At 69.0% G+C, this 24,570-nt stretch carries 23 protein-coding genes and 1 tRNA gene; 9 read left to right on the top strand and 15 right to left on the bottom strand.

The genetic code is table 11. From position 1 onward, the window contains the following. Nucleotides 1-39: 39 nt before the first annotated feature. From CWT10_RS15130 to CWT10_RS15140, 3 genes are read right to left on the bottom strand one after another with little or no spacing between them, the layout of a single operon-like run. Nucleotides 40-1,251: a hypothetical protein gene (locus CWT10_RS15130; RefSeq protein ID WP_103063961.1), complete on the bottom strand. Its 1,212-nt coding sequence runs from the start codon at nucleotides 1,249-1,251 to the stop codon at nucleotides 40-42. Continuing rightward, nucleotides 1,248-1,895 (bottom strand): dCTP deaminase, encoded by a 648-nt coding sequence (gene dcd / locus CWT10_RS15135; protein ID WP_103063962.1) that lies wholly within the window; start codon nucleotides 1,893-1,895, stop codon nucleotides 1,248-1,250. Before dcd ends, CWT10_RS15130 begins: the two co-directional genes overlap by 4 nt. Before the next feature lie 60 nt (nucleotides 1,896-1,955). Then, the gene (locus CWT10_RS15140; RefSeq protein ID WP_103063963.1) at nucleotides 1,956-2,432 is read right to left on the bottom strand and encodes a TM2 domain-containing protein; all 477 of its coding nucleotides are present in this window, start codon (nucleotides 2,430-2,432) and stop codon (nucleotides 1,956-1,958) included. A 147-nt stretch (nucleotides 2,433-2,579) separates the two neighbouring features. Here CWT10_RS15140 and CWT10_RS15145 point away from each other — a divergent pair. Beyond that, nucleotides 2,580-2,653 (top strand) — tRNA-Gly (locus tag CWT10_RS15145). 47 nt (nucleotides 2,654-2,700) lie between these two features. Here CWT10_RS15145 and CWT10_RS15150 read toward each other — a convergent pair. Further along, nucleotides 2,701-3,513 carry a M50 family metallopeptidase gene (locus CWT10_RS15150; RefSeq protein ID WP_233188301.1) on the bottom strand — a complete coding sequence of 271 codons (813 nt, stop codon included), beginning with the start codon at nucleotides 3,511-3,513 and terminating at the stop codon, nucleotides 2,701-2,703. Between the two features lie 104 nt (nucleotides 3,514-3,617). Here CWT10_RS15150 and CWT10_RS15155 point away from each other — a divergent pair, with 104 nt between their 5' ends. Further along, nucleotides 3,618-4,142, top strand: a complete 525-nt coding sequence (locus CWT10_RS15155; protein WP_103063965.1) for an NUDIX domain-containing protein — start codon at nucleotides 3,618-3,620, stop codon at nucleotides 4,140-4,142. 1,845 nt (nucleotides 4,143-5,987) lie between these two features. Then, nucleotides 5,988-6,659, top strand: a complete 672-nt coding sequence (locus tag CWT10_RS15160; RefSeq protein WP_103063966.1) for a TetR/AcrR family transcriptional regulator — start codon at nucleotides 5,988-5,990, stop codon at nucleotides 6,657-6,659. A 123-nt stretch (nucleotides 6,660-6,782) separates the two neighbouring features. On the opposite strand, the gene CWT10_RS15165 is transcribed toward CWT10_RS15160, so the two are convergent. From CWT10_RS15165 to CWT10_RS15210, 10 genes are all read right to left on the bottom strand, one after another. Continuing rightward, on the bottom strand, nucleotides 6,783-7,727 hold the full coding sequence (locus CWT10_RS15165) for a tetratricopeptide repeat protein (RefSeq protein ID WP_103063967.1): 945 nt from the start codon (nucleotides 7,725-7,727) through the stop codon (nucleotides 6,783-6,785). After that, nucleotides 7,724-8,809: a vWA domain-containing protein gene (locus CWT10_RS15170; RefSeq protein ID WP_103063968.1), complete on the bottom strand. Its 1,086-nt coding sequence runs from the start codon at nucleotides 8,807-8,809 to the stop codon at nucleotides 7,724-7,726. Before CWT10_RS15170 ends, CWT10_RS15165 begins: the two co-directional genes overlap by 4 nt. Further along, nucleotides 8,806-9,858 carry a VWA domain-containing protein gene (locus CWT10_RS15175; RefSeq protein ID WP_233188303.1) on the bottom strand — a complete coding sequence of 351 codons (1,053 nt, stop codon included), beginning with the start codon at nucleotides 9,856-9,858 and terminating at the stop codon, nucleotides 8,806-8,808. The genes CWT10_RS15170 and CWT10_RS15175 overlap by 4 nt, the downstream gene beginning before the upstream one ends. Next, nucleotides 9,858-10,379 carry an alpha-amylase gene (locus CWT10_RS15180; protein WP_103063970.1) on the bottom strand — a complete coding sequence of 174 codons (522 nt, stop codon included), beginning with the start codon at nucleotides 10,377-10,379 and terminating at the stop codon, nucleotides 9,858-9,860. The genes CWT10_RS15175 and CWT10_RS15180 overlap by 1 nt, the downstream gene beginning before the upstream one ends. Then, a complete protein-coding gene (locus CWT10_RS15185; protein WP_103063971.1) occupies nucleotides 10,379-11,374 on the bottom strand; it encodes a DUF58 domain-containing protein in 996 nt (331 codons plus the stop codon). The genes CWT10_RS15180 and CWT10_RS15185 overlap by 1 nt, the downstream gene beginning before the upstream one ends. A 14-nt stretch (nucleotides 11,375-11,388) precedes the next feature. Further along, the gene (locus CWT10_RS15190) at nucleotides 11,389-12,654 is read right to left on the bottom strand and encodes an AAA family ATPase (RefSeq protein ID WP_103063972.1); all 1,266 of its coding nucleotides are present in this window, start codon (nucleotides 12,652-12,654) and stop codon (nucleotides 11,389-11,391) included. Between the two features lie 188 nt (nucleotides 12,655-12,842). Then, on the bottom strand, nucleotides 12,843-13,760 hold the full coding sequence (locus CWT10_RS15195; protein ID WP_103063973.1) for an LmeA family phospholipid-binding protein: 918 nt from the start codon (nucleotides 13,758-13,760) through the stop codon (nucleotides 12,843-12,845). Continuing rightward, on the bottom strand, nucleotides 13,757-14,599 hold the full coding sequence (locus CWT10_RS15200) for an FHA domain-containing protein (RefSeq protein WP_103063974.1): 843 nt from the start codon (nucleotides 14,597-14,599) through the stop codon (nucleotides 13,757-13,759). The genes CWT10_RS15195 and CWT10_RS15200 overlap by 4 nt, the downstream gene beginning before the upstream one ends. A gap of 167 nt (nucleotides 14,600-14,766) precedes the next feature. Continuing rightward, nucleotides 14,767-15,915: an FHA domain-containing protein gene (locus CWT10_RS15205; RefSeq protein ID WP_128683570.1), complete on the bottom strand. Its 1,149-nt coding sequence runs from the start codon at nucleotides 15,913-15,915 to the stop codon at nucleotides 14,767-14,769. After that, nucleotides 15,912-16,745: a PP2C family protein-serine/threonine phosphatase gene (locus CWT10_RS15210; protein ID WP_128683572.1), complete on the bottom strand. Its 834-nt coding sequence runs from the start codon at nucleotides 16,743-16,745 to the stop codon at nucleotides 15,912-15,914. The genes CWT10_RS15205 and CWT10_RS15210 overlap by 4 nt, the downstream gene beginning before the upstream one ends. 149 nt (nucleotides 16,746-16,894) lie before the next feature. Here CWT10_RS15210 and CWT10_RS15215 point away from each other — a divergent pair, with 149 nt between their 5' ends. The 4 genes from CWT10_RS15215 to CWT10_RS15230 all read left to right on the top strand — a co-directional run bounded on the left by CWT10_RS15215 (nucleotide 16,895) and on the right by CWT10_RS15230 (nucleotide 22,259). Next, nucleotides 16,895-18,202: a variant leucine-rich repeat-containing protein gene (locus CWT10_RS15215; protein ID WP_103063976.1), complete on the top strand. Its 1,308-nt coding sequence runs from the start codon at nucleotides 16,895-16,897 to the stop codon at nucleotides 18,200-18,202. 92 nt (nucleotides 18,203-18,294) lie between these two features. Continuing rightward, a complete protein-coding gene (locus CWT10_RS15220; protein WP_103063977.1) occupies nucleotides 18,295-19,647 on the top strand; it encodes an MFS transporter in 1,353 nt (450 codons plus the stop codon). A 63-nt stretch (nucleotides 19,648-19,710) separates the two neighbouring features. Beyond that, a complete protein-coding gene (locus CWT10_RS15225; protein ID WP_233188305.1) occupies nucleotides 19,711-21,021 on the top strand; it encodes a glycosyltransferase 87 family protein in 1,311 nt (436 codons plus the stop codon). 71 nt (nucleotides 21,022-21,092) lie between these two features. Then, complete coding sequence (locus CWT10_RS15230; protein WP_103063979.1) at nucleotides 21,093-22,259, top strand: App1 family protein phosphatidate phosphatase; 1,167 nt, start codon at nucleotides 21,093-21,095, stop codon at nucleotides 22,257-22,259. On the opposite strand, the gene CWT10_RS15235 is transcribed toward CWT10_RS15230, so the two are convergent. Then, nucleotides 22,256-23,119: a VIT1/CCC1 transporter family protein gene (locus CWT10_RS15235; RefSeq protein ID WP_199176379.1), complete on the bottom strand. Its 864-nt coding sequence runs from the start codon at nucleotides 23,117-23,119 to the stop codon at nucleotides 22,256-22,258. The two genes, CWT10_RS15230 and CWT10_RS15235, sit on opposite strands and share 4 nt — an antisense overlap. Before the next feature lie 155 nt (nucleotides 23,120-23,274). On the opposite strand from CWT10_RS15235, the gene CWT10_RS15240 reads away from it, so the two are divergent. Together CWT10_RS15240 and CWT10_RS15245 are read left to right on the top strand one after the other, a co-directional pair. Continuing rightward, on the top strand, nucleotides 23,275-23,586 hold the full coding sequence (locus tag CWT10_RS15240; protein ID WP_103063980.1) for a protoporphyrinogen oxidase: 312 nt from the start codon (nucleotides 23,275-23,277) through the stop codon (nucleotides 23,584-23,586). A 57-nt stretch (nucleotides 23,587-23,643) separates the two neighbouring features. Then, the gene (locus tag CWT10_RS15245) at nucleotides 23,644-24,561 is read left to right on the top strand and encodes a cation diffusion facilitator family transporter (RefSeq protein WP_103063981.1); all 918 of its coding nucleotides are present in this window, start codon (nucleotides 23,644-23,646) and stop codon (nucleotides 24,559-24,561) included. Nucleotides 24,562-24,570 lie beyond the last annotated feature (9 nt).

Here is a 24,570-nt window from a genome sequence, read left to right on the forward strand (position 1 = left end):
ACAGGGCCGACGAAATGGCCGAATAAAACCGAATTAGGTCTACAGGCCGACCAAGAATCCGTCGTCGTCAACCACCACTCCCCCGGCGGCAGCCTGCAGTGCGGCAGCAATGTTCTCGATGAGATCGCGGGCGGCCGTACGTGCCTGCCGAATGCCGTCGGGCAGCTCCTCGCGATGGGCGTCAGCCGGTTCCAACGGCGACCAGACCACCTGGTAGGCGATTACGCCGTCGCGCGACCAGGACTCACCGCGCACGGCCAGCGGCACCTCCTCCGCCGCCTGAACCCGAATCTCAACCACGCCCCAATCCAAATGGGCGGAATCCACGTTGGCCACCACGCCGTACCCGTCACGCAGCTCCTCCACCGGAGCGCCCGCCGCCCGAGCACGCGCCTCCTCATCCGCCTGCTCGTGACGACGGCGCTCAGCATCCCGCCAAGCAGCGTCCAACACGTCCTCCCCGAGCGTTTCGGCGAGCCGAACCAGTTCCTCCTGTGGGACGGCGGCAAGGCCGGTGGGCCCCTGCGGCGGCTCGGCCTGCAGCAGCAGACGGGCGCCCGGAGCCACCGGGGCGGCAAGGGCGACTACGCCGTCGGGCACGATCCAAACCGGCGAATACACGGTCAATGTGGTAGACCGCTCAGGATTGGGGACCACCAGCACCGGAGTGGTGGGGCCGCCAGGCTCGGCCGGGTCTCCGGCCAGTCGCAACCCGCCCGCCAGGCGCCGGGCGATGGCACGCAACCTGGTGAGGGCCAGCAGCTCGGCTCCGGTCGGCTGTGCTAGGGGGAAGGCGTCGGTGAGCGGGTCGACGCCGGTCAGTGCCGCAGGTAGGGCCCCAGCCCGCTGTGGCAGGCAGTTCAGGACCATGACCTGGCTGACCCATTCGGGCAGGTCCAGCACCCGACGCAGTTCCGCATCGACGTCCCAGGGCCCCTGCAGTTCGGCGCCGGGAGCCACTTGCAGGCGGGAGGCCCCCACCCAGCCGGCGTGCTCATCCTGTGACAGTGCCAGGGCCTCGACCTCGTCGACGGTGACGTCGTCGGCGAGCACCAACAGATGCTGGGTGTCGGCGCGGCCCACGGGGAAGGAAACAACGGCTGAAAGCGCCGCATCCGGCAGGGTGGCAGCCAGGTCGGCGCCCGCGGAGTAGAAATCCGGGAGCGCGACGGCGGCATCGCCCGCCGCGGCGCCGGTCCGGTCGGTGCCGGATCGGGCGGGGCCGCGCGGGGTGTCCTGCGGCGCGCTCATGCCTCGGCACCTTCGGAGTCCGACGCCCAGCCACGTGCCGACTCGTCGTCGACTGGGGGTCCGGGGTCGGTGATGCGGATACGGTGGAAGGACAGGTGTGAGCGCGACGCCGTCGGACCCCGTTGCCCCTGATAGCGCGAACCGGTCGCGCCCTGCCCGTAGGGGGCGACGGCGGGCGAGGACAGCCTGAAGAAGCACAGCTGCCCGACCTTCATGCCCGGCCACAGCTTGATGGGCATGGTGGCGGTGTTCGAAAGTTCCAGGGTGACATGCCCGGAGAAACCGGGGTCGATGAAACCTGCGGTTGAGTGGGTGAGCAGCCCCAGGCGCCCCAGGCTGGACTTGCCCTCCAGCCGGGCGGCGATGTCATCGGGCAGGGTGACGCGCTCATAGGAGGAGCCGAGCACGAACTCGCCCGGATGCAGTACGAGCGGCTCGTCGGGGCCGACGTCGACCAGGTGGGTGAGCCGGTCCTGCTCGACGGCGGGATCGATCACCGGGTAGCGGTGATTGTCAAACAGGCGGAACCAGCGGTCCAGGCGCACGTCGATGGAGGCGGGCTGAATCATCTCCGGGTCGTAGGGCTCGAGGCCGACGTGACCGGATTCGAGTTCTGCACGGATGTCACGGTCGGAAAGCAGCACGCACCCGATTGTGCCAGGTCGGCGACGCCTCGGCACCCGGGTCGGGGCGCCGCGGCCGACTCAGCTGCTCAGCGGCACGCCTCTGGCATCGACGCCCCACGGCTGGGCGCCGGGGGTGGCAGTGAGGATGATGATGCCCTCGACCAGGCCCCAGATCCCCGACACCACAGCAAGCAAGCCAAACGACAGCAACGTGATCAGCAGCTGGGCGATCGCCTTGCCGTTGTAGCCCAGGTAGAAGTTGTGGATGCCGAAGCCGCCGAGGAAGATGCCCAGCAGGCCCGCAGCAACCTTGGACTTCTGGTTGTAGTACGTGGCGTAGGGCTGGCCGTAGGCCGCGGCGGGGTCCTGATAGTAGGGCTGCTGTTGGCCGAACTGCTGTGTCTGCTCATACCCGGGCGGGTAGGCGCCACCTGAAGCGTTGAATTGCTGGTTGGCAGCCGCCGTCCCTTCAGCGGGAGCATAGCTAGTCGTACTCGCCCCGGACGAGTCGGCTATGTTCTGCGGTTCGGGTGCGCTGAAGGGCGAAGAAGTCATGAAACTAATGCTGCCAGGTCCTTAAGCCTGCGTGCACCTTGAACGGTGGGTGGTTCTCCCCACTATGGCCTTCGCCGAGCACTCGCCCGCATTGCGCCGGGCCGACGGCGTGGTAACCTATACCGGCACCTCACCCCGGTGAGGCACGCGGGTGTAGTTCAATGGTAGAACTTCAGCTTCCCAAGCTGACAGCGCGGGTTCGATTCCCGTCACCCGCTCCATCTCGGGCCGCTTGTTACCCCCACCACATCATCCCCGTACCGGGGCTTCACCACAGTCCGCTTACCGCGCGTACCACCAACCAGGTCGCACCGGCGTCGATCAGCAGCCACGTGACCCACCACAAGCCGGCGGGCAAGGGCGTCAATGCCGCCAGCGTGCGATGGTCGGCGCCCGCATCGCGCGAGTGGGCGACATCGCCTAGCGACTCCCAGGCACCGGCCAGCAGCAGCAACCCGACTCCCGCCACCACACCCGCACGCAGAGGCACCGCCACGACGTCGTCGCCCCACCACCACAAAGCCGCCACGACCGCCCCCGACGCCGCCACCAGGCCCGCGGTGCGCAGCGAACGGCTCATCACCAGCAGGGCAATCAGGGTGATGAGCGCCATAGCCAACACTAGCCCTGCCCATCCCGACAGGGATGACAGCACCATCCCCGCCCCGATGATCGCCGGCATCGGGTAGCCCGCCCAGGCCGTCACACAGCGGCCGGGGCCGCGGCTGCGGCCGGAGGTGATCGCCCGGCCCGACAGGTCTCCCTCCACCACGAAGCCGTGGAAGCGGCGTCCGACCAGTATGCCGACTCCGGCATGCCCGGCCTCGTGCACGAGTGTGGTCAGAGCCCGGGACCATCGGCGCACCTGCGGCAACGCCCACGCCAGGGCCACCACCGCGGCCGCCGGCCACAGCAGTCGCGGGTTGGGCGCAGCGGATGCCGCCAGACGCAGCAAGACCTCGTCCCATAGACTGGCGACGTCGGAAACGGAAGCGGTTCCCGGGTGCACGGCTGCGCCGGAGGTCGGGCTCACTGCCGCGAGTGCCGCAGCGCCGATCGGGAACATGCTGATAGTGGTCACCGGCAACAGTCTGCCAGGCGGACCTGTGCGGGGATGCTAGTGGTCACTGCCCGACGTCGGTGACACCCGGGGACCGGAGGAGCGACGTAACTTAGGGTCGACCCATGTCACACCGCACCCACCCCGGCCGCCTGGTGGTGGCAGCCGCGATTGTCGACCGTCTGCCGGGCGCCTGCCCGCCATCGGAGCTGCTGTGCGCAGCCCGCGCCTATCCATCCGAGCATGCCGGCCAGTACGAGTTTCCCGGCGGAAAGGTGGAACCGGGAGAGACGCCGACTGCGGCCCTGATGCGGGAACTGGTTGAGGAGCTCAACCTCACGGTGCGCCTGGGAGATGAGATCCTTCCTACCCCCGATCTGGCGGTGGAGCCGCCGATGCCGACCGCCCCCGCGGACACCTTCGAGACCGCGCACTTTCCCGAGGATGACCAGCCCGCCTGGCCAGCAATGCACGGACACCGGATGCGTGTGTGGCTGGCCCAGCCCGCAGACACTCCTCCCCGTCTCGGCGCCGCCCACGCCGCCGTGCACTGGGTGGCCTTAGACCAGGTCGGCACCCTGCCATGGTTGCCCGCCGACCTGCCGATCCTCGAAGTCCTCCGCCACACGATCACCGATCCCACCGGTTGAGGTAGGCGCGAAGATAAGCATGCCGAGTTGGAAGTGGCATGAGGTGACGGGTGCGCCGGCGCGGTCAGATGGACCACCTGGCTGCGGATGGACCACCTGGCTGCGGATGGACTGCCTGAGACGCACTCTCAGACGGTCCAAGCGCAGTAGCGCGGTCCAACCGCAGGGACACGGTCCAAGTACGAGGCCGGGCAGCCGGTCAGGCGGGTGACCAAAGGCACTGGCCTGCTCGCCATGTGATGGCGATCAGCCAGCACCTGAGAACCAAAGTGCCCAGAATCGGCACAAACACCCCACCCGTGCCGGCAGGCGCCCTCAGCTTCATTGGAACCATGCAGACCTGGTGGGCGACGCCGGACAGAGGAACATCGTTCATGCCGAATCCGGACACCTCCCCCACCCCGCCAGCCCCACCAACCGAACTCGATGGTTGAGCCTTTCTCGTCAGGGTTGAGGGCGGGGGGTGGGATCGTTGGGGTGGTGCGGGAAGGTGGATGTGTCGTTGGTGGGTGCACGCGGAGCCTTCCGGCAGCATGTGTTTCGACCAAAAAACCAAGCCCGAAAAGAGGCCCCGCGTGCCGTCCTATCGTGCCACTCTTGACGTACCTGACGCCACTGCCCAGACCGTGTCCCGGTGGATCGCCGCCCGGCGCCAGCATGTTTCCCGCCCCTGCCTAGATGGCGTAGGCAAGGCGTGCTGCTCCCAGGCGCTCGTGGGCGCCCCCTCGTCCAGGGATTTGAACCGCCCGCTCCCAGTTGGACTGCCTGCCTGCGGTTGGACCGGGCTCCTGCGGTTGAACCGCTTGTCTGCGGTTGGACCGTCTCAGACGCGCTTTCAGACGGCCTAAGTGCAGGGATGCGGCCCAACAGAAGAAACCTGCTCCAAGTGCGGGGGCCCCGGTGCGAGTGCGGGAGTTCCGGTGGGAGTGCGGGGGTTCCGGTGCGAACGCCGAGGGGTTGACGGCGGGCCTGCCCACGACACGCCGGACCGGGGCACCATGCCCGCGTCGATAGCCCGTGGTGGTTCGGCGCAGGGCTTGGCCGCGAGGGTCGTTTTCGGGCTGGCCAGGTAGTTGTCGCTCCCGGGCCGAGGATCGTTCGAGGACGCGGGTTAGACCTCCAGGACGCCGGCCGGCCGTCGACACCGCCCTCCCGGGCGGCATCCTGGAAGGCCGGGTCACATCGTCGCCGGCCAACCTCACCTCCTCGACGCCTCCCCACCACCGCGCCCACCCGGGCAAACAACAACGCCCAACACCGACAACCACCCCACACCCGAACCACCACACCCTCAAACCCGAAGAGCCCCTTAAGCAGGTCATCATCCGAAATGGATACGGTAGACCGCATACCTGCAGTTAGGTCATCGGCCTTCGCCGAGGTCACCCCGATCGCCACCGCAGCTACAGTGGCAGCAGAGAACGACGGGATTGCTCACAGGCAGCTAATACGGGCCACTTGAGTCTCTAGCTTTACAGTCGGTTGAACAGGGAACATACTTAGGTCATCACGAATCCTAGGGCTATTTCAACTACTGCGACCGGGGCGGTGAGGATCGTTTCCGCATCCGCCTGGGTCTTCTTGTGGATGACAGGCTCTTCCGGGTTGGGGCCTGGAGAACGGCCCACGCATCTGGTTGCCCATCCGACCGACTTCCTGCCCGCAACCCAACCCGCCGCCCAACCGACAGCCCGGCCAATGAACCGGCATGTCACCGCCAGCACACCCCGGAACATGAATCGCGAGCAGTCCCGGCTGACCTCACGCAGGCGAAGGGAGAAGGTGACGTCATTCGGTTGCTGACACTTCCCTTCATTCCGTCACTTCGTGGGTTAGTATGTCCTCATGCCGAAGATCTTGGGTAACTCCCTCGCCGAACACCGTGAGCGCACCCGCCGCGCCCTGTTCGACGCCTTGTCCGACCTGCTGAGCAAGCAGCCCTTCGACAAGATCACCCTGTCCGACGTGGCGACCCGCGCCGGCGTGGGCCGCACCGCCGTCTACAACCACTTCACGGACAAGGAGGATCTCCTCCTGGCCTTCATGGAGCACGAGACGGGCCGCTACGCCAGGGAACTTGCCCATATCCTCACCGATGTGGCCGACCCCATCGACCGGCTGCGCATCTATGTGCGCCAGCAGGCCCTTGTCAAGCGTCACTACCACTTCCCCACCACCGGCCCCCTAGCCAATTCCGTGTCGCGCGACACCGCCGGCCGTTTGCATGCCCACGCCGGACACATGACGCAGATGCTCACCCGCATCCTGACCGACGCCATGGAGGCCGGTGCCATCCCCCGCCAGGACCCGGCGCTGCTCATCCCGCTGATTCACGCCTGCGTCCTAGGCGGCCGCCCCACGCCGACCGACCCGCGTGCCCGCGCGGCCTACCTGGAAGCTCTCGACATGTTTGTGCTGCGCGCCGTGGGGGCACCCGAACCGGACCACGCCGTGCCGTCCGTACACCAGCCGCACGGCACGCAGTCCCCGCCCCGTCCAGCTCGGGCCGCCGGCTGAGGCGCGCCGAGGCCGAGCTCCACCGGCGGGCGCGCACAGCACTGGCCGCAAGTTCTACTGGCCGCAAGTTTACTGGCCGCAAGTTCTACTGGCCGCAAGCTCTGGCCGCCCACCGGCGGCGCCTCACCACTTGCGGCCGTCTCCGCCGTCTATGCGGGCGCCGTCGGTGGCATTGGCGTCGCTGTTGCGGTCCTCCAGCTCCCTGCGCTTGGAGTCGGTGGGAGTGGGTGACGGACTCGGCGACGGCGTCGACTCCTGATCGCTCTGTCCGGTGGAAGTCGGCTGGGGGGTAGGCGTGGAAGAAGCCCCATCCGACGGCGTCGGCTCGGCGGAAGGAGACGAGGATGCGTCGGGGTCCGGCTCTGGTTCCTCAGAGGACTGCGGCGGAGGCGGCACCTCGCACTGTCCGGCTGCCTCCACGGCGGCCTCAATCTCGGCCTCGGAAGTGCCGGAATCTCCGGCCGCCGCAGCCACTGCGGCCAGCGACAGATGAGTGACGTACAAGTTCTTGCGCACCAGGCACTCCGGCGCCGCCGGGTCGAGGATCGTCACCGTGTTCCCCTCATCGTCCTGCACCTGAATCGGCTGGGCGGCCGGGGCGGTCCCCAGCGCCTCCTCCAACTCGCCCACAGCGGCGTCCAACTGGTCGTTCATCAGCTGGGCAGTGCCCAGGTTGTAGTGAACGCGCCACTGCTCCAGCCAGGGATTCAGGCGCGCCACCGCTCGATACCGACTCACCGCGGCCGCGTAATCGCCCCCCAGGGCGGCATGGTTACCGGCAAAGGTGATCCCCACGAGCACCAGTAACCACACCGCGGCGGCGGCCACAACCGCGGCCGGTATCCCGTGCCAGGTCAACAGCCGACGACGCCGGGCGAGTCGGGCACTTCGATGGTGGACGGACTCGGTGTCGGCGCCGGTGGCACCACTAATGCCCACACGTGCGGCATAGTCCGCGGCCTCCTGCTCACCGTGGGCGCCGGGGCGGAAGGCGTCGTCACCCCCGGGCAGGCCCGCCCCCGAGCCAACGCGCGGGTCGTCAGGGGCGGTGTATCCGGGTTGAGTCATCTTGCTCCTCCTACCTGACCCGCCGGCGGGGCGTCCGCGGCTGGACGGGTCAGATCCCGCACGGCCCGGTCCGCGCCCATGAGCGCCACGCCCTCCCAGACGAGCAGGCCTGCGACCAGCAGGCCGAGCGGCCAGACCACGTAACGCACGTAATGCTTGCGTTCACGGCCGTCGGACAGCACCTGGTCGACATCCTGATCGGTGAAGGCACCGGCGGGCTCGTCATTGGTGCCGGTGCGCTGCAGATAAGTCAAACCCAGAGCATCGGCCACCGCCTGCAACTCGCCGGTATCGGGCACGGACACCGCGGGCTGATCGGTATCCGGGTCGGTGATGTAATCGGCCTCCGGATCGTCCGTGCCATTGAAGGCCCGCATATTCCCGCCGTCCTCGGTGCCGTAGCCGAGCACCGCGCCGCCATCGGTGAGCTCCCCCAACTGTTCCCAACTGACCCCGGCGGCCGCCGCCTCGGCAGCGCCGGCGCCGTCGTCGGTGGCCTCGCCGTCGGACAGGATGTAGACCAGCCGGGCGTTCTCGGGGTTGGACTCGGCCGCTGCGGTGAGCGTTTGCGCCAGCAGCGGCAGGGCGCGCTCCAGAGACGAGCCCCGGGAACGGTCAGTGACCTCCTGTTGCAGGGCTCCGATCCAGGCGCTGACCGCGTCCGTGTCGCGGGTCAGGGGCAGTTCGCGGGCGGCGGCGGAGTCCAGGGCGATCACGCTGAAACGGGCGTCGGGGTAGGCCTCGCGGATGGCCGTCAGATCGGCGCGCACCCCGTCCAGGCGGGTGCCGCCGCCGGCGTCAGGGCCGCCCGCCCAGTCCTCGGCCGCCATGGATCCGGTGCGGTCCACCACCAGGTAAATCTCCACATTGGACACCAGCACCGCCTCGGACACCGGCAGGCTGGGGCCGGCCAGGATGAGGACCGTGACCACTCCCAGCGCCGTGCGCCGCCACCAGCTCGTGCGCGCGCCCGGGTCGGCGCCGGCGCGCAGCAGCCAGCGGGCGGAGGCGATCAGTGCGGCGGCGACCACGGCCACGGCCACCAGCGTCAGCGGCCAACCGAACAGGGGAACCAGTCTCATGCGCGCCTCCAGGCGGCCACGGCCAGGAAGACCACCACAATGGCGGCCAGGACAGCGGCGGGCCGCTCGGGCACATCCGTGATGCGCACCTGTGTGTTGGTGTTCAGCTCGTCAACCTGGTCGGACTCCAGCTCCTCCACAATCCGGCCGGCCGTGTCGGCGTCGTCGACCTCGTAGAAGCGCCCGTCATGTTCGGCGGTGATATCGCGCAGATCCTCACGTGCCGCATCCACGTCCTTTCCGGACACGTCCGGATCGGCCATCTCCGGGTCGGCGCCGAACAGGAAGAACAGGCGAATGGAGTCCTTCTGAGCCAGGTCGGCGGCGGCGGAAACAGAGTAGATCTGCTGGCGGAAGGGATCGATGATCTGGTTATCCGTGGCCAGGATGATGGAACGGGAGCGGTCGGAGACCTGGTTGTCGAAGGCAAGCGTGCAGGAGGCGAGCCCATCCCCAGCCAGGGAGGAGCCGACGACGTCCTCGGACAGGGTGCCGGGGAAGGTCTGGTAGTAGCGGTCCAAGGCCGGGTCCCCGCGCCTGGGCCGGAAGTCCAGGACGTCGGCGATCTCCTCGAACTGATCCTTAAGCAGCTCATAGTCGTCGGTCAACGGAACCATCGTCTGCGCGGTTGAGTTCCAGGCGACCAGCGCCACCCGCTCCCCCTCGAAGGTGTCCAGCAGCTGGGCGAAGGTGTCCAGAATCTTCGAATCCGTGGTCACCATTGAGGTGGAGACGTCCAGGCACAGCACAATGTCGCGGCTGGCCAGGGACTCATTGCGCACGATGCGCTGGACGGGCCGGCCGGCCAGGGCTGCAGAGGCGGCCAGGGCGACGACGAGTGCGACCCCCATCCAGGCGTAAAGCATCCGGCGGCGGGTCAGGCGCTCGCGCAACACCGGGCTGGTCAGCAGAGCGGAGGAATTGGCCACCCGCCGGGGGGCGGGGCCGCGCTCAGGCCGCGGCCGCCTAAGCCGGTGCGGCCACCCCGTGGCCGCCATGACCAGGACGACGACGGCGAGCAGGACGATCAGCCAGACGAGCCAGGACATCACCACCGGGCAACCACCTCCCTGGCCTGGCCGATCGCCGCGTCTGCCGCGGCGTCGGGATCACGATCGAAGGACGGCTGCTCCCACACGGCCAACAGCTCACCGACATGCCCGAGCGGGTTGGTGTCCAGGGGCCGACGGTTGGCGCGTACCAGACGCAGCCGCTCGGCGATCGAAGGCGGTCCGGCGGTGTCGGCCATATCGAGTATCTCCAGCACCGTGGCAGAGACGATGTCCTCGCCGCTGCGGGCAGTGGCGAAGCCGCGCAGAGTACCGGCCAGCTCCAGGTGCAGGCCGCGCAGGTCCAGTTCGTGACTTCGGTAGCGGGCAGCGGCGTCGTCGACCCGGCGCACCCACTGGCCGCGTTCTGAAGCCGCCATGGGGATGTCCCCGACCGTGCGGGCGGTGTCACGGCGAGTGATCAGGAATATGCGCAGGACGATGGCGGCTGCGGCGATCAGGGCGACCACCCCGAGTATCGGCATCCACAGCGGCATCAGCACGGGCGGATTGACTTCCATCAGTGCCTCCTTCTACCCCGACTGGAGGCCAGGCGCTGGCGGGCCAGCAGTGCGGCAATGGAGTCAACCAAGGTGGCATCCGAGCGCACCGCGGCGTGCTCGATGTGACGGGCGTCGAGCAGGGCCGTCACGGCGGCCCGGCGGGCATCGTCGGCGGCGGTGAGCCGGGCCGCCAGGGCGACGTCCTCCCGCAGGAAGGCGGGGATTTCGCCATCGAGTTCCACATCGCGGGTGCGGCCACGGCCGGGGGCCAGCGGGACGTCGTCGGCAATCTGGATGGTGATGAGCTCATGCTGGGCGGACAGGCGACGCAGCCGGTCGACCACCGCGGGATCACCAGCAGCGTCGGGGTGGGAGGTGTCGGTGATCAGCACGACCAGGCTGCGCCGGCGGTGCCAGGTGCTCACCCGCTCCAGCAGGGTGGACAGGGCCGGGCCGGGGGCGCCGGGGACGAGCGCGTCGCCACTGGTCAGGTCATCGAACTGGCGCTGAAGCAGGGACAGGATCATCTCGGCGTGCTCACTGCCGGAGCGCGGCGGGCGCGAAACCACCCGGGAGGTGTCGGCCGCGACCAGCGCTACCGTGTCCCCGCGCAGCCGCGCCAGATAGGCGAAGACCTCGGCTACCGCCAGGGCCAGGTCACGCTTGTCCTCGCCGCTGGGCGCCTGTGCGGCCATGGTGCGGCCGGTGTCGACGGCGAGCACCAGCGGCAGATTGGACTCGCGCTGGTAGCGCTTAATGACCGGCTGGCCGAGGCGGGCGGAGGACTTCCAGTCGATGTCGGTGACATCGTCACCGGGACGGTAGGCGGACAGGTCATCGAAGTCCTGGCCGTGGCCGATGAACACCGAACGGTGGCGGCCATCGAGCAGTGTGGTGGAGCGGCGCAGGGTGGGTAGCGACAGGCGACCGCGCACACGCGCCACCCGGGATCCGGACCGCCGACGGGCGGGGTACGGCTCCTGAGCGCCTGCGGAGACTGGGTCGAAGGTCATTGCCTACACTCCGATCAGGGCGTGGGCACGGCCGCGAAAATCGCATCAATGATGGACTCCGGGGCGACGTCGTCGGCCAAGGCGTCATAGGTCAGCACCAGGCGGTGGCGCAGAGTCGGGTGGCGCAGCAGGCGCACGTCGTCGGGGGTTACGTAGGTGCGGCCGGCCTGCAGGGCCACCGCCTGGGCGATCTTCATCAGGGCGATACCGCCACGCGGGGAGGCGCCTACACGCACGTGCCGATCCAACCCGTGCACGGGCCGGGGACCGCCGCCACGGGAGGTGTTGACCAGGGCGACGATGTAGTGCTTGATGACCGGGTCGACGTACACGCGCTCAACCGCACCGGCCAGCCATTCCACGTCCTCGGTGGAGATCGGGGGGGTGCGGATGGGCTCCTCGAAGGCACCGATGGAGATGCGATCCAGGACGTCGGCCTCCTCCGCCGGTTTGGGGTAAGTGAGCACCTCCTTCATCAGGAAGCGATCCATCTGCGCCTCGGGCAGAACGTAGGTGCCCTCCTCCTCAATGGGGTTCTGGGTGGCCAGCACCATGAAAGGGTGGGGCAGGGGATAGACGACGCCGCCGATGGAGGTCTGCCGCTCCTGCATGGCCTCCAGCATGGCCGACTGGGTCTTGGCGCTGGAACGGTTGATCTCATCGAGCAGGACGATATTGGCGTGGACCGGGCCGAGCTGGGTGGTCATCTCGCCGGTGGCGTAGTTGAGGACCTGGGTGCCGACAATGTCATTGGGCATCAGGTCAGGGGTGCATTGGATGCGGTGAAAGCTGCCGGAGACGGCGGCCGCCAGCGTCTGGGCGGCGGTGGTCTTGGCCAGGCCGGGCACGGACTCCAGCAGGATATGCCCACCGGCGATCATGGTGGACACCAGGGCCAGGCGCAGCTGCTCCTGGCCGACCAGGCGCTGAGAGAAGATCTGGGTGACGCGACCCAGCAGCTCCCCGGCGCGTTCGACGTCGGCGCGCGGGGAGGCATTGGAGCGGGAGGTCCGCTCGGCCTCCCGCTCGAGCTCGGCGGAGGAGGGCAGGGACTGCGTGCTGGGGTAACCGGTGTCGGGGCTGGCACCGCTGCGCCCGGCGGCCCGGCGGGAGCGGCGTCCGGAACCAGACCGGCTGGGGAGGGACTGCGCCGAAGGCGGCACGGACGGCGGGATGACGGCTTGAGCGGCCGGGGACACCGGACCCGGCGTAGCCCCGCCAATGGATCCGGCGCCCGACATGCCGGGGCCGACTCCTGACGGATTTGGCTGAATGCTCATGGCTCTCCTCTGGCTCTTCACCGGAGCGCCCGCCTAATACCGGACGCCGCAAGAACATTGTCTCGGGGAGGCTACACGAGCCGCCTGTAGGTTTCATGGCAGTGTGGCGGGAAGTACTGCCCTGCCGAGTTCGGTAGATATTACTGCCGAGTTCGGTCGACGTAACGGCCGGGCGGTACAGCCCCCGGCTACCAGTCGGCGAGCGTGACCTCGGTGCCGGACAGGGTCAGACGCGCACCATCACGGGAGATATAGGCCTCAGACAGCGTCATCCCGTCGGGCAGCACCTCCGGCCCCACCTCGATCACGGGTGTGGTCAGCCCCAAGTGCGACAGCACCGAGGGCACCCCGAAGGAACCGTCATCATCCGGATCCACGTCGACGCTCATTCCCGCCACGTTCACATTGACGATCAGCAGTTCCAGACCGCCGGCATCGGTCACCCTCGGCTCGATGGTCAGGGAGGCCTCCAGTCCGAGGACGGTGGTGGCGGCCTTGACCTGGCCCGGCTCGGTGGCGGACCCGTAGGTGTGCGGCGCGATCGTCAGATCGGGGGCGTCGGGGACGGCCGCCGCGACGATCCACTCCAGCTCGGCGAAGCCGATGACGGCGGATGCGTCTATGCGGTCGACCCGGTGGGGAGGCCGCGTGCCCACCCCGGTGAGATCCGCCGTCACATCATTCAATTCCAGGCTGGTGACCGCCGCCAGACCGGAATCCGCGCCATCGGCGGTGTCGGACGTGAGAGTAAGACTGTCGGCGCGGATACTCAGGGTCGTCAGTTCATGGCGCAACAACTGCGGCAGAACCAGGCCCTCGGTGGCAACGACGGCGTCATCAGACAATCCGGGCAGGGCCGCGCGCACGGTCGGGCCGATGCGTTCGCGCGCGTAGTGCTCGGCGCCGACCAGACCGCCCCCCGCCAGGCACGCGAGCACGATCAGCACCGCAAGCGCACGCCACCACCGCCGTCGACGCCGCAGCCGCCCAGAAACGGCCCCGTCATCCGTCCGCGCCTCTTCGACGGCGCCCGAGCCGCCGGCATCTGGCGAGTCGGCCGCAAGATCTACTGCCGCATCGGGCGTGATCGACTCCGGTTCTCTCACGCATCCTCCCCTGCTCGGCTCCCGCCCGGCGGCGGCACCGGGGCGGTGTCGATACGCGCCTCACCGCTGGCAGAGCCCTCGGCGGCCCGACTCACCTGATACTCCTCATCGAGCAGGGGCAGGTCCTCGGCCGTGACCATGAGGGTCGATACGGCGTGCTCGACAAGCGCCGCCCGCCGGTTGGAGGCGACGCCGCCGGCGCGCCCACCGCGCAGTCCGCGCACACCGACCCGGTCGAGCTTCTCACAGACGTTGTCGAGCTTGCGGTTGAACTTGGTCAGCGACCAGCCCAGACGAGCGGCCGCCGACGCCGATGAGGGGATTTCCGCGGCACCGGTCCCGGCGCGCTTGAGAACCGGCTCGGCCAGCGCCAGAATCAGCAGACGCTGGGAACGGGTCATGGGGGTGGCACCGATGGTGGTCTGACCGCGAGACTCCTGCACTCCCTCAATGCCGGTGAAGCGCCCCGCCTCAGCGGTTATCAGATCGATCTCGTAGGTGGTGGGGCCGGCGGAGAAGGTCAGGATCACGCGCGAGAACACCAGCGGCATGCTGGCCCCGGGGGCGAGCCGGGACTGCACCAGCCCGTCGCCGTCGGTGAGCGTTGCCGACAGGTGGGAGCCCTCGTTGGCGATCCACCACAGGCCGGAGTCGTGGCGCAGCACCAGGAAGCGGCGGTGCAAATAGGGGTTGTCGTCGATGTCCAGGTCGCCTCCACGACCTATGACGAAAGTCTCATCGGTACCCGCACGGTAGACCTCCCCGGAGAAGTCGACAACGAGCTCGTCGGGACGATCGGGGTCGACCTCGGGCAGCTCGGTCCAGGTCAGGTCAGTCATTGGTTCCTCCATTCGGTCCTTCGCTTCCTTGCGCGCGTCGGCTCACTGCCTTGCCTAATCGACTAACAACAGCGTAACGGATAGCCGCCGCGATCGCTCCGCTTAGCGAGCGCCCGGCCTGCGACGGCGTCTCCCAGACCTCCGGCTGCGGCCGACCGGGGGGCGGCTCACAGCGGCGGCTCGACGCACAGGGTCACGCCGTCGCCGACGTCGAGCAAATCTCCTACCAGCAGCGGCGTGGGCAGGGCGGAGGCCAACAGCACGGGGGGCATGCCCGAGCGCACCAGAACTGTGCCGTTGGCAGAGCCCAGGTCGCGGGCCAGCAGGTTCCAGCCGGCCACGGTGATCTCCAGGTGCGAGCGGGACACGAAATGAGCCGGGCTCGGCACGGCGACCAGCTGGGTGCCGGCCGCGGCGCCCGGGGGCGCCTGGGGCGCCCGCCCGACGATGACATCGCCGCGTACGGGGACGGTCTGTCCGGTGGAGACGGTCAGGACCGCCAGCACCGGGCGGGGCACCTGGCTGATGACGCCGGTCAGTGGGGCGGAGCAGGACTGGCAGGCGACGGCATCGGGCGGGTTGGGGTGCCCGGCGGCGCACATGGCGGCGGACACCATTGCGGCCTGCGTCTCCGGCCGCCCCGCGCCAACGACATCGGTGAGTGCCTGGGTGGCCTCCCCCGCGGAGGGCGCGACGGCGTCATCCGCGACGGCGTCGTCAACCTTCCGGCCGGAGGAGTCCTCGGCGGCGACGGCCCCGGCGGCCTGCGCCGCCGAGGTTGCGGACTTGGGCGTCTGCGGTGGGGGCGGCGCCGGCCCCACCCCGGATCCTGTCTCCTGCGGGGCCGCATCCGGCGTGTACCGCGCCGAGTCCGCCGTGGCGCACGCTTCCGGGGTCACCGCCGACGAGCTGCGGCGCCGACGCCGGCCCGAGCCGGGCGCCGGCTCCGGATACGGCGCGGCCTGATGCGGCGGTAGGGGATCGACGGCGGTCTCCTCCGCATCCTGCGTCCTGACACCGGTGTGCGGCGGTGGCACGTAGTCGGGGTCGACCCACACGCCGGTCTCAAGCAGCTCATCGCCGCCGGGGGGTTTCGCGGTGCGCCCATCGGCCGTTTCCACCGACTGCCTCGCCGCCTCACCATCAGATCCGTCCGCCATGGCGGCCGCATTCTCGCCCTCGCCCGAAGCGGCCTGACCGTCGGGTCCCCCAAGGGCCGCCAGAACGCGCTCACGCACGCCCTCCGGCACCGGAGCCGACAGGACGGCGGTGCCGTACCTGCCCACCACGGTCAGGCCCTCCTCCCCCACGGTCACGAGCTCTCCTCCACCAGGTCGACGACGACGGCGGTGACATTGTCATGCCCGCCGGCCTCCAGCGCCGCGGCCACGGCCGCCTCGGCGGTGCGCTGTGCCCCCAGGCCGGAGCCGAGGACGGCGGCCAGGGCGTCGTCGTCGAGCTCATCGCTCAGGCCGTCGGAGCAAACCAGAATGCGGTCGCCGCCCCGCGCGGTCTCCAGGTGCAGCTCGGGGTATGCGGCCTGGTCGAGGCCGGCGCCCAGCGCCCGGGTAACCACGTTGCGACGGGAGTCGAAACGAGCCTGGGCGGGAGTGATTCGGCCGGCATCCACCAGGTCCTGCACCTGGGAGTGGTCGTGGGACAGCTGGGACAGCAGGTCGTCGCGCAGCAGGTAGACGCGAGAGTCACCCACATTGAAGGCGATCCAGGTCGGTCCCTCCGGCAGGTCGGCCAGCACGGCGCCAGCGATGGTGGCACCGGGCGGGTTAGCCGCCTGGGAGGGGATCGCGGACACCGCCTTCCCGGCGGCGAGCACTGCGTCGACGATCACGGACCCATCTGTGACCCGACCGCCGACCAGCGGCAGCATGGCGTTCAGGGCGGTCCGGGTGGCGGCACGGCCAGAGACATGCCCACCCATACCGTCAACCACGATGAAGGCCGGCGAAACCGCTAGATAACCGTCCTCGTTGACGCGTCGAAAACGACCGATATCCGTCGCCGCACCAACTATGGTGCGTTCCGGCTGCCCGCCATCGGTCAGGGACTGCGGTGCCGCCAGAGCGGTTGCCGTCAGCGCCGAGTGATCGGGATCGGCAGGGTCGAGCGGCTCACTGGCCTCGCGCATCAGCGCCTCCTCCTACATGCAGGTTTATTGACCCGACGATACCCGGCGAGCGGCCAAAGCGCTCTCTCGGGTAGGCTCTGGCCTACGGCACCGGCCGGCGGCCCGCGAAGACGCGCGGACCGAGCCCACGCAGTCGCAAAGGATCCAGCATGTCTCAGCCTCAGGACGATCTCGTCGCACGGGCGAGCGACCCCAATGCGGAACTCACGACCCTGCACGAGCTCGCCAACAACTACCCGGGTCTGCGCCCCTATATCGCGGAGAATCCCCGCACCTACCCGGCACTCCTGGAGTGGCTGGGCACTTTGGGGGACCCCGCCGTCGACGCCGCCCTGGCGCGCCGCACGGCCTCCGCAACCACCCAGGCCCTGAGCCCCGAACAGGCGCGGGAGGCGATTCAGGCGGCCGCCCAGCCGGACGTCCCCAATGGGCAGATCTCCCCCACGGGCCCGGATGCACCCGCCGATGCGGCGGGACTCACGCAGGCCATCTCCCAGGCCGACGTCGCACGCGCGGTCACCCCCGAGCGCCGTCCCATCATGGAGGGGCGTCAAATTGCCCACGACGCGACGCCCACCGCCGCCCAGATCCACCAGCAGCAGCCCCCGCAGCAGCCGGCCCAGCCCACCTATCCGCAGCAGCCCGCCTTCCAGCAGGGCCCACCCGCCCAGCCGCAGCAGCCGACCTATCCGCAGCAGCCCGCCTACCAGCAGGGACGACCCGCCTATCCGCAGCAGCCGGTCCAGCCTCAACCCGCCTACCAACCGGCACAACCCGCCTACCCGCAGCAGTCCCCCCAGCAGCCTGCGGCCGACAACCAGGGCGTGTTCGGAGTCGGCATGCCCGAGTCGGAGGAGCAGCGCGGCTCCAGCAACCGCTGGCTGTGGATACTGGGCGGCATTGCCCTGGTGCTCGTGGTCGCCCTTATCGTGTGGTTTTTCACATCTGACCACGGCGGCTCGGACGCCGCACCCACAACCGACACCGTGCAGGCCGAGGTCCCGCAGGCATCCTCCGCCGCCCCCACGCCAAAAGAGACGGAAGATTCGCCGTCGCCAACGCCCAGCCCGTCGGCGACGCGGCATCTGACCGCGCCCGCCCCCGCCGAGGCAATAGAGATGAGTGCCTTCACCACGCCGTCGGGAAACATCAGTTGCGTGCTGACCGACGACTCGGTCTCCTGCACCATTAACGAGCACGATTTCATCCCAACCGACAGCTCATGCAACGATTCCAACGCCCAGGCCTTCACCGCCAGCGTGGATACCGAAGGCCAGGCGACCGGGAGCTGCAACATAGCCTTCTCCGCGACGGGCGCCTCATTGAGCTACGGCGCTTCCGCCAAGAATGACGCCTTCGCCTGCACCTCCAGCGAGTCAGGGGTCGACTGCTGGAGCCAGGTGTCCGGCAACGGCTTCCAACTCTCGCGCTCCAACGCCGACCCCACCAGCCGCTGAGCCCCGCCCACACCCCGCCCGCATGCACCCAACGGCGCAGTCAGCGGGGCTCCTGTCCTGAAAAAGCAACCTCCAGACCACATCAGAACTGAATGTCCTCCAGCTACGGCACCATCCTGCGTCGTCCCGGCGCCCTACGCTTCTCCATCGCGGGCCTGATCGCCCGCTTCCCCATGTCCATGGTGGGCATCTCCACCATCCTGGCGGTCCAGGAGCTGTACGGAAGCTACTCGGCGGCGGGGATGGTCTCCGCCGCGAATGTGGTGGCGGTGGCCGTGGGCGCGCCGGTACTGGCCCGACTCGTCGACGCCCACGGACAGTGCCGGATCATGCTGCCGGCCACCGCCTGCTCGGCGACGGCCCTGATCGGACTGGTCGTCGCCACGCAGGCTCGTGCGCCGCTAGGGGTGCTGCTGGTGTTGTCGGCGCTGGCGGGCCTACTGGCGGGGTCCTTCGGCTCGTTGGTGCGTTCCCGTTGGACGGGGGTGTTGAACACCCCGGAGCAGGTGCACACCGCCTTCTCCCTGGAGGCAGCACTTGACGAGGTCGCCTTCATCATCGGACCGGTGCTGGCCACGGTGCTGTGCACCTCGCTGCCAGCTACCAGCGGCTGGATCGCCGCCGTCGTGCTACAAGTGGGTGGCGGAATGTGGTTCTTGTCGCAGCGCGCCACCGAGCCGACCCCGCACCGGCGCTCTTCCAGTCGTCCCCTGCCCGATCATGCTGAGGACGCACGGCAGACCTTTGATGACCTCCACGAGCCGGGGCGAGCGCAGGACCCGCGACCGGTGCTGCGGCACGGCGCCGTCGTGGCCGTGATCGCCGTCTTCCTGGCCTCCGGCGCCATGTTCGGTGCGAACGACGTCGCCGCCGTCGCCTTCGCCACGGAGCTGGGCATGAAGTCGGCCGCCGGAACAGTGCTGGCGGCCTGGGGTGTCGGCTCCTTCACCGCCGCGATCATTTACGGCTCACGCCCCTGGCGTCGGCCACTGTGGCAGCAGTTCCTCCTGGGCACGACGGCCCTGGCCGTGGGCGCCTCAACCCTCATATTTGCCCCGAATCTGGTGGTGCTGGGGGCGCTCATGGCGCTGACCGGCATGGCGATCGGCCCAACAATCACCGTCGGAAACTCGATCACCCAGGTCTCGGTGGCGCCGTCGCAACTGACCGAAGGGCTGGCCTGGGTCGGCACCGCCATGAATATCGGCGTTTCACTGGGCTCCATGCTCGGCGGCCTCGCGATCGACGCGGCCGGCAGTCACGGCGGTTACCTGCTGGTCGCCGTCGCGGCGTGGCTCGCCGTCGTCGTATGCCTGTGTGGACTACGGGCGCTGCAGCGCGCCCACCCGCACCGGGGCCTACCAGGCACTGGGGAGGTTCACGGCGCCTGCGACCGGCGTGCCACCGACCGCCGACCGGCATCGCCAGCACCTACGGAGCCGTGAGCGCCACGGACACTCGACTACCGGCACATCCCGGTTATTCGGGTCCGCCCTAAACTGCTCCGCGTGGAGTCCCTCAAACGTGCACTCACCTCACCTGTGGCGGCTCTGATCGGCTGGGCTGCGCTCGCCCTGTCCATCTACCCGACCCTTTGGGGCAAGGATGGCTCCGGCGTGTTCAAGCTCGACGCCTGGATCTACCACCATGCCGTGAGCCAATGGCATTCAGGCGGCGACCTGTATGACTGGTATGCCAACCCCGATCAGCAGCTGTGGCCCTTCACTTACACGCCGTTCGCCGCCTGGATGTTCACGCCCTTGACCTGGTGGCCGGATCGGGTTACCCAGGTGGTACTGGTGGTGGCCACGCCGGTGTGCACCACGATCACCGCCTGGGCGGTGCTGCACGCCCTGGGGGTGCGCGGCCGCATCGCCCGGGGTGCCGCGCCGTGGCTGGCACTGGCCGCCGTACTACTGTTGGAGCCGATCCCCAAGACCATGGAGTACGGCCAGGTCAACGCGGTGCTCATGGCGCTGGTCGCGTTCGATCTGCTGGTGGTGCCACCCGACTCACGGCTGCGCGGGGTGGCCTGCGGCCTGGCCGCCGCCTTCAAACTGACTCCGGCTATCGCGGTGTTGGTGTTCCTAGCCCGCCGCGAGTGGCGGGCGGCGGCGACCATGGTCGGCTCAGCGGTGGCGGTGACGGCGCTGTGCTGGATCGCTTCGCCCCGCGAGTCGGCGCGGTTCTTCTTCTCCGCCATGTGGGATTCCTCCCGGGCTGGCCTGAGCGACTACTCCGGCAACCAGAACCTCAAGGGGCTGGTGGCCCGCTGGCTGCCCACGCAGGCCTGGGATGTGTCCTGGGCGGTACTGGTAGTAATCGGCGTCATTGGCGTCTGGCTACTGTTGTTACGCCTGGATCGTCTGCGCCCACCCGCCACGACGACGTCGGCGGCCACAGTCGGCGCAGTCGACACAGTCGGCGCGGTCGAGACCACCGTCTCCCGAAACGGTCCCGGGGTCAGCCGGGCAGACGGCGTCGTCCTGGTGATTCAGGCCGCGGTGACCATGACGCTGGGGCTGCTGATCTCCCCGATCTCCTGGTCGCATCATTGGGTGTGGTGCCTGCCGGCCGTGATGGGGCTCGTAGCCGCCGGTCTGAGGTGGAGATCGCCGTCGCTACTGACGACGGCGGCGACCGGTGTGGCCGTGTTCGGGCTGGCCATGCACTGGTGGTTCCCCGAGCAGAATCACGTAGAGCAGGACTGGCCCTTCTGGGCGACGCTGGTGGGTTCGTCCTACACGTGGTGGGCGCTGGCGGCCGGCGTGCTCCTGTGGCGCGTCGCCGGCCGCCACATCGACCGAACTCGGCAGTAACTTCGACCGAACTCGCGGGGTGGGGGCGTTCTTCCCCGGCGGTGCGGAGAAAACGTCCGTAGGATGACCCCGTGCCACTTTCCGACATCGTCCGCGCCGTGGAGGACCAGTTCCACCGCGACACCATCCCCGTGCTCCGGCGCCGCGGCTGGCGTCCGCGGGCGATCCCCTACACCGGGTATGGAGCGGCGGAGCCCACGGCCCACACCGAAAACCTCCCCGATGCCGAGCGGTCGGCGGTGTCCCCGGAAACTCACGCCCCCCGCGACATGGCACGGATATTGGCACGCATGGTCATGCGCCCGCCCAACGCCCCCAGCGAGGGCCCGCTGTTTCAAAGACTGCCGGAGGAACTGCCGGCCACACCCCAGGACGCCCGCCGCCAGGCGGCCGAAAGCCTGCTGGAGGCGCAGCGCGGCTGGCGTATGTTCATCGACGTGCCCATGCCGCACCTGCCGGTCACCGTCAGGCTCGGCGCGGTGAGCGTGCGCACCCGCGCCGATAGGGAGGGGTACGTCGACGTCGTCGTGCGCGGGCACGGCCTGCCCCCCGGTTGGCATGAGGCGACCCTGGAGGCGGCGGGTGCCAAGACAGTCACCTCCCGGGTGTTCGTAGTGGCGCCAGGTCCGCGGCTGGGCATCGTATGCGATATCGATGACACGGTCATGGTGTCCCACGTTCCCCGCATGTTCGTGGCCGCCTGGAATCAGTTGGTCAAGCACACCTCCTCACGCGAGCCCGTACCGGGGATGGCCAGGTTGCTGAGCGGGGTGCGCCAGGACCACCCGGGGGCTCCGGTGATCTATCTGTCGACCGGTGCCTGGAATGTGGTACCGACCTACCGCTCCTTCTTCGAACGCAACGGCTTCCCGGAGGGGCCGATGCTCATGACTGATTGGGGCCCCACGAACACGGGCCTGTTCCGCAGCGGCATTGAGCACAAGCGCACCGGTCTGCGCCGTCTCATGATCGACCTGCCCGAGGTGAAGTGGCTGCTGATCGGCGACGACGGCCAGCACGATCCACTGATCTACGGCGAGGCGGCACGGGAGCACTCCGATCGGGTGGCGGCGGTGGCGATTCGCCGGCTCACCCCCACCGAGCAGGTGCTGGCGGGCGCGCAGCTGGCCCATCCCACCGGGCTGGCTCCCGAGACGCGGGCCCTGGCGGAGTCGGGGGTGCCGGTGGCCACGGGGATGGACGGCTTCGAACTGGCGCGCGCCCTGCACCCCGTTTAAACGGTGACCCCGATCAGGTGGCCGATGCCCCAGGTGACGGTCATGGCCAGTGCACCGCCGAAGACGTTGCGCACCACCGCAGGCCGGATCGGGGCGTCGCCGAGTCGGGCGGACACCGCCCCGGTGAGGGCCAGCCCGAGCAGCACAGACACGAAGGTCAGTGGGATCTTCACGTTCACGGGCAGCGTCAGAATCGCCAGCAGCGGCAGCATGGAGCCGATAACAAAGGCCACGGCGCTGGACAGGGCGGCATGCCAGGGATTGGTGTAGTCGTCCTCCCGCAGACCGAGCTCGACCTCCAGATGCGCTCCGACGGCGTCGTGCACCGTCAACTCCCGGGCCACCCGGCGCGCGGTGTCCTCCGTCAGGCCCTTGGCACGGTAGTGAGCTGCCAGAGAGTCGACGCCGGCACTCGGGTCGGCCGCCAGCCAGGCGCGCTGACGATCCACATAGGCGCGTTCGGTGTCGGACTGGGTGGACACGGAAACATACTCACCGGCCGCCATGGAGACCGCGCCCGCCAACACTCCGGCCACACCTGCGGCCACGATGGCGCCGGTGTTGGCGGGGGTGGCGGCGGCCACACCGATGACCAGCCCGGCCACGGAGACGATTCCATCGTTGGCGCCCAAGACTCCGGCGCGCAGCCAGTTAAGGCGCGAGGCCAGGGAGGAGGCGGTCTCCGCACGGCCACCGGGCGGCGGCTGGTGCCGACGTGGGCGGGCGGTGAGCCACAGCGCCGTCGGACACGCCTCCGGCTTGGCGGGGACGTCGTGATGGACGGGATCGACCGCATGCGCCCCATCCGGGTCGGACAGGCGGCCCGAGCGGAAGGGGGAGGAGAGCTGCAACACACCCATACTCCGAAGGTAGATCCGATCAATCCACTTGTATAGCAAAGATAGGTTTACCTGATTGTCGTTCTGCCAGCTGTGACCCAGGAGAGCACCAGGGTCAAGCCGGTAGGGTTGGCGGCAGGGGCCGCGCCGGGCGGCACCCCGGGCAGGAGGAAACCATGGCTAGCAAGCTCCCCTTCATCATCGGACTCGGTGCCGGTTACGTCCTCGGTGCGCGAGCCGGCCGGGCCCAGTACGAGCGCATCAAGGCCTCGGCCACCAAGTTGATGGACCAGCCCTTCGTCCGGGATAAGGTCAGCGCCGCCTCCACGCGCGCCTCCGCCTTCGTGCGTGAGCAGGGCGAGGCCGTCACCGACAAGGTCGCCGACGTCGTCAAGGAGCGGCTGTTCAGCCCCTCCACCGAGCAGCAGGACTCCGCCTCGGTCACCGTCGACGACGCCGAGGTCCGCCCCGTCAATCAGGCCGACTGACCGCGCCGAATCTGACGCCGCTTCCGCCGGGCGGGGCCGTACGTCCATACTCTGGGGGTGCCTTCTCCGCGCTACGCCCCACCCAAGGACCTGTCCGGCTACGCCTGGCTGTCGGTCGGGGCGGCACTGGCCACCATCACCATGAAAGCCCTGGCCTGGTGGCTGACCGGATCGGTTGGACTGCTGTCCGACGCCGCCGAGTCGCTGGTCAATCTGGTGGCCGCCGTAGTGGCGGTAATCGTTTTGAAGATCGCCATTCGCCCCGCCGACGCCGACCACCAGTTCGGGCATTCCAAGGCCGAGTACTTCTCCTCCGTATGCGAGGGGATAATGATCTTCGTGGCGGCCGCCTTCATCATATTCTCGGCGATCGACCGCATCATCACCCCGGTCATGCCGGAGCGGCTGAGCCTCGGGCTGGTGATCTCGGTGGGCGCCTCCCTGATCAACGGCGTGGTGGCCTGGGTGCTGCTGCGCAAGGGTCGGGCCGAGCACTCCGCCGCACTGGTGGCCGATGCCAAGCATCTACTGACCGATGTAATCACCTCCGCCGCCGTCCTGGCGGGTGTGGGACTGGTCGCGATATTCCACTCCCCCGTGCTCGACGCCGTCGTCGCCCTGGGGGCGGGCCTTAACATCATGTGGACCGGCTTCCAACTCATCCGCGAATCCGTGGCCGGTCTCATGGATGTGGCTCCGGGCCGGGAGGCGCTGGAGCGTATCAACGCCGTGCTGAACGAGCGCCGTCGCGAGGGCATAGTCGACTTTCATGCGGTGCGCGTGCGCGAGGCCGGCAGCCGCCGCTTCGCCCACCTGCATGTGCTGGTCCCCGGCGCCTGGACGGTCAAACGGGGACACGACTACACCGAGGCGCTTATTGACGAGTTGGTCGCCGCCGACCCGAGTCTGCGGGTCTCGGCGCATCTGGAACCGATCGAGGACCCGCTGTCCTACGCCGACGTTGAGGACGTCTGACGGCCCGCC

The organism is Actinomyces qiguomingii, assembly GCF_004102025.1.
GTDB lineage: Bacteria > Actinomycetota > Actinomycetes > Actinomycetales > Actinomycetaceae > Actinomyces > Actinomyces qiguomingii.

What these genes read in the sequence shown, in the direction of transcription:
- CWT10_RS15210 (WP_128683572.1), bottom strand. Translation starts at nt 16,745, where the DNA reads ATGCGCGAGGCCAGTGAGCCGCTCGACCCTGCCGATCCCGATCACTCG.
- CWT10_RS15155 (WP_103063965.1), top strand. Translation starts at nt 3,618, where the DNA reads ATGTCACACCGCACCCACCCCGGCCGCCTGGTGGTGGCAGCCGCGATT.
- CWT10_RS15200 (WP_103063974.1), bottom strand. Translation starts at nt 14,599, where the DNA reads ATGACTGACCTGACCTGGACCGAGCTGCCCGAGGTCGACCCCGATCGT.
- CWT10_RS15215 (WP_103063976.1), top strand. Translation starts at nt 16,895, where the DNA reads ATGTCTCAGCCTCAGGACGATCTCGTCGCACGGGCGAGCGACCCCAAT.
- CWT10_RS15190 (WP_103063972.1), bottom strand. Translation starts at nt 12,654, where the DNA reads ATGAGCATTCAGCCAAATCCGTCAGGAGTCGGCCCCGGCATGTCGGGC.
- CWT10_RS15220 (WP_103063977.1), top strand. Translation starts at nt 18,295, where the DNA reads ATGTCCTCCAGCTACGGCACCATCCTGCGTCGTCCCGGCGCCCTACGC.
- CWT10_RS15175 (WP_233188303.1), bottom strand. Translation starts at nt 9,858, where the DNA reads ATGTCCTGGCTCGTCTGGCTGATCGTCCTGCTCGCCGTCGTCGTCCTG.
- CWT10_RS15130 (WP_103063961.1), bottom strand. Translation starts at nt 1,251, where the DNA reads ATGAGCGCGCCGCAGGACACCCCGCGCGGCCCCGCCCGATCCGGCACC.
- CWT10_RS15235 (WP_199176379.1), bottom strand. Translation starts at nt 23,119, where the DNA reads ATGGGTGTGTTGCAGCTCTCCTCCCCCTTCCGCTCGGGCCGCCTGTCC.
- CWT10_RS15165 (WP_103063967.1), bottom strand. Translation starts at nt 7,727, where the DNA reads ATGACTCAACCCGGATACACCGCCCCTGACGACCCGCGCGTTGGCTCG.
- CWT10_RS15170 (WP_103063968.1), bottom strand. Translation starts at nt 8,809, where the DNA reads ATGAGACTGGTTCCCCTGTTCGGTTGGCCGCTGACGCTGGTGGCCGTG.
- CWT10_RS15185 (WP_103063971.1), bottom strand. Translation starts at nt 11,374, where the DNA reads ATGACCTTCGACCCAGTCTCCGCAGGCGCTCAGGAGCCGTACCCCGCC.
- CWT10_RS15160 (WP_103063966.1), top strand. Translation starts at nt 5,988, where the DNA reads ATGCCGAAGATCTTGGGTAACTCCCTCGCCGAACACCGTGAGCGCACC.
- CWT10_RS15240 (WP_103063980.1), top strand. Translation starts at nt 23,275, where the DNA reads ATGGCTAGCAAGCTCCCCTTCATCATCGGACTCGGTGCCGGTTACGTC.
- CWT10_RS15140 (WP_103063963.1), bottom strand. Translation starts at nt 2,432, where the DNA reads ATGACTTCTTCGCCCTTCAGCGCACCCGAACCGCAGAACATAGCCGAC.
- CWT10_RS15180 (WP_103063970.1), bottom strand. Translation starts at nt 10,379, where the DNA reads ATGGAAGTCAATCCGCCCGTGCTGATGCCGCTGTGGATGCCGATACTC.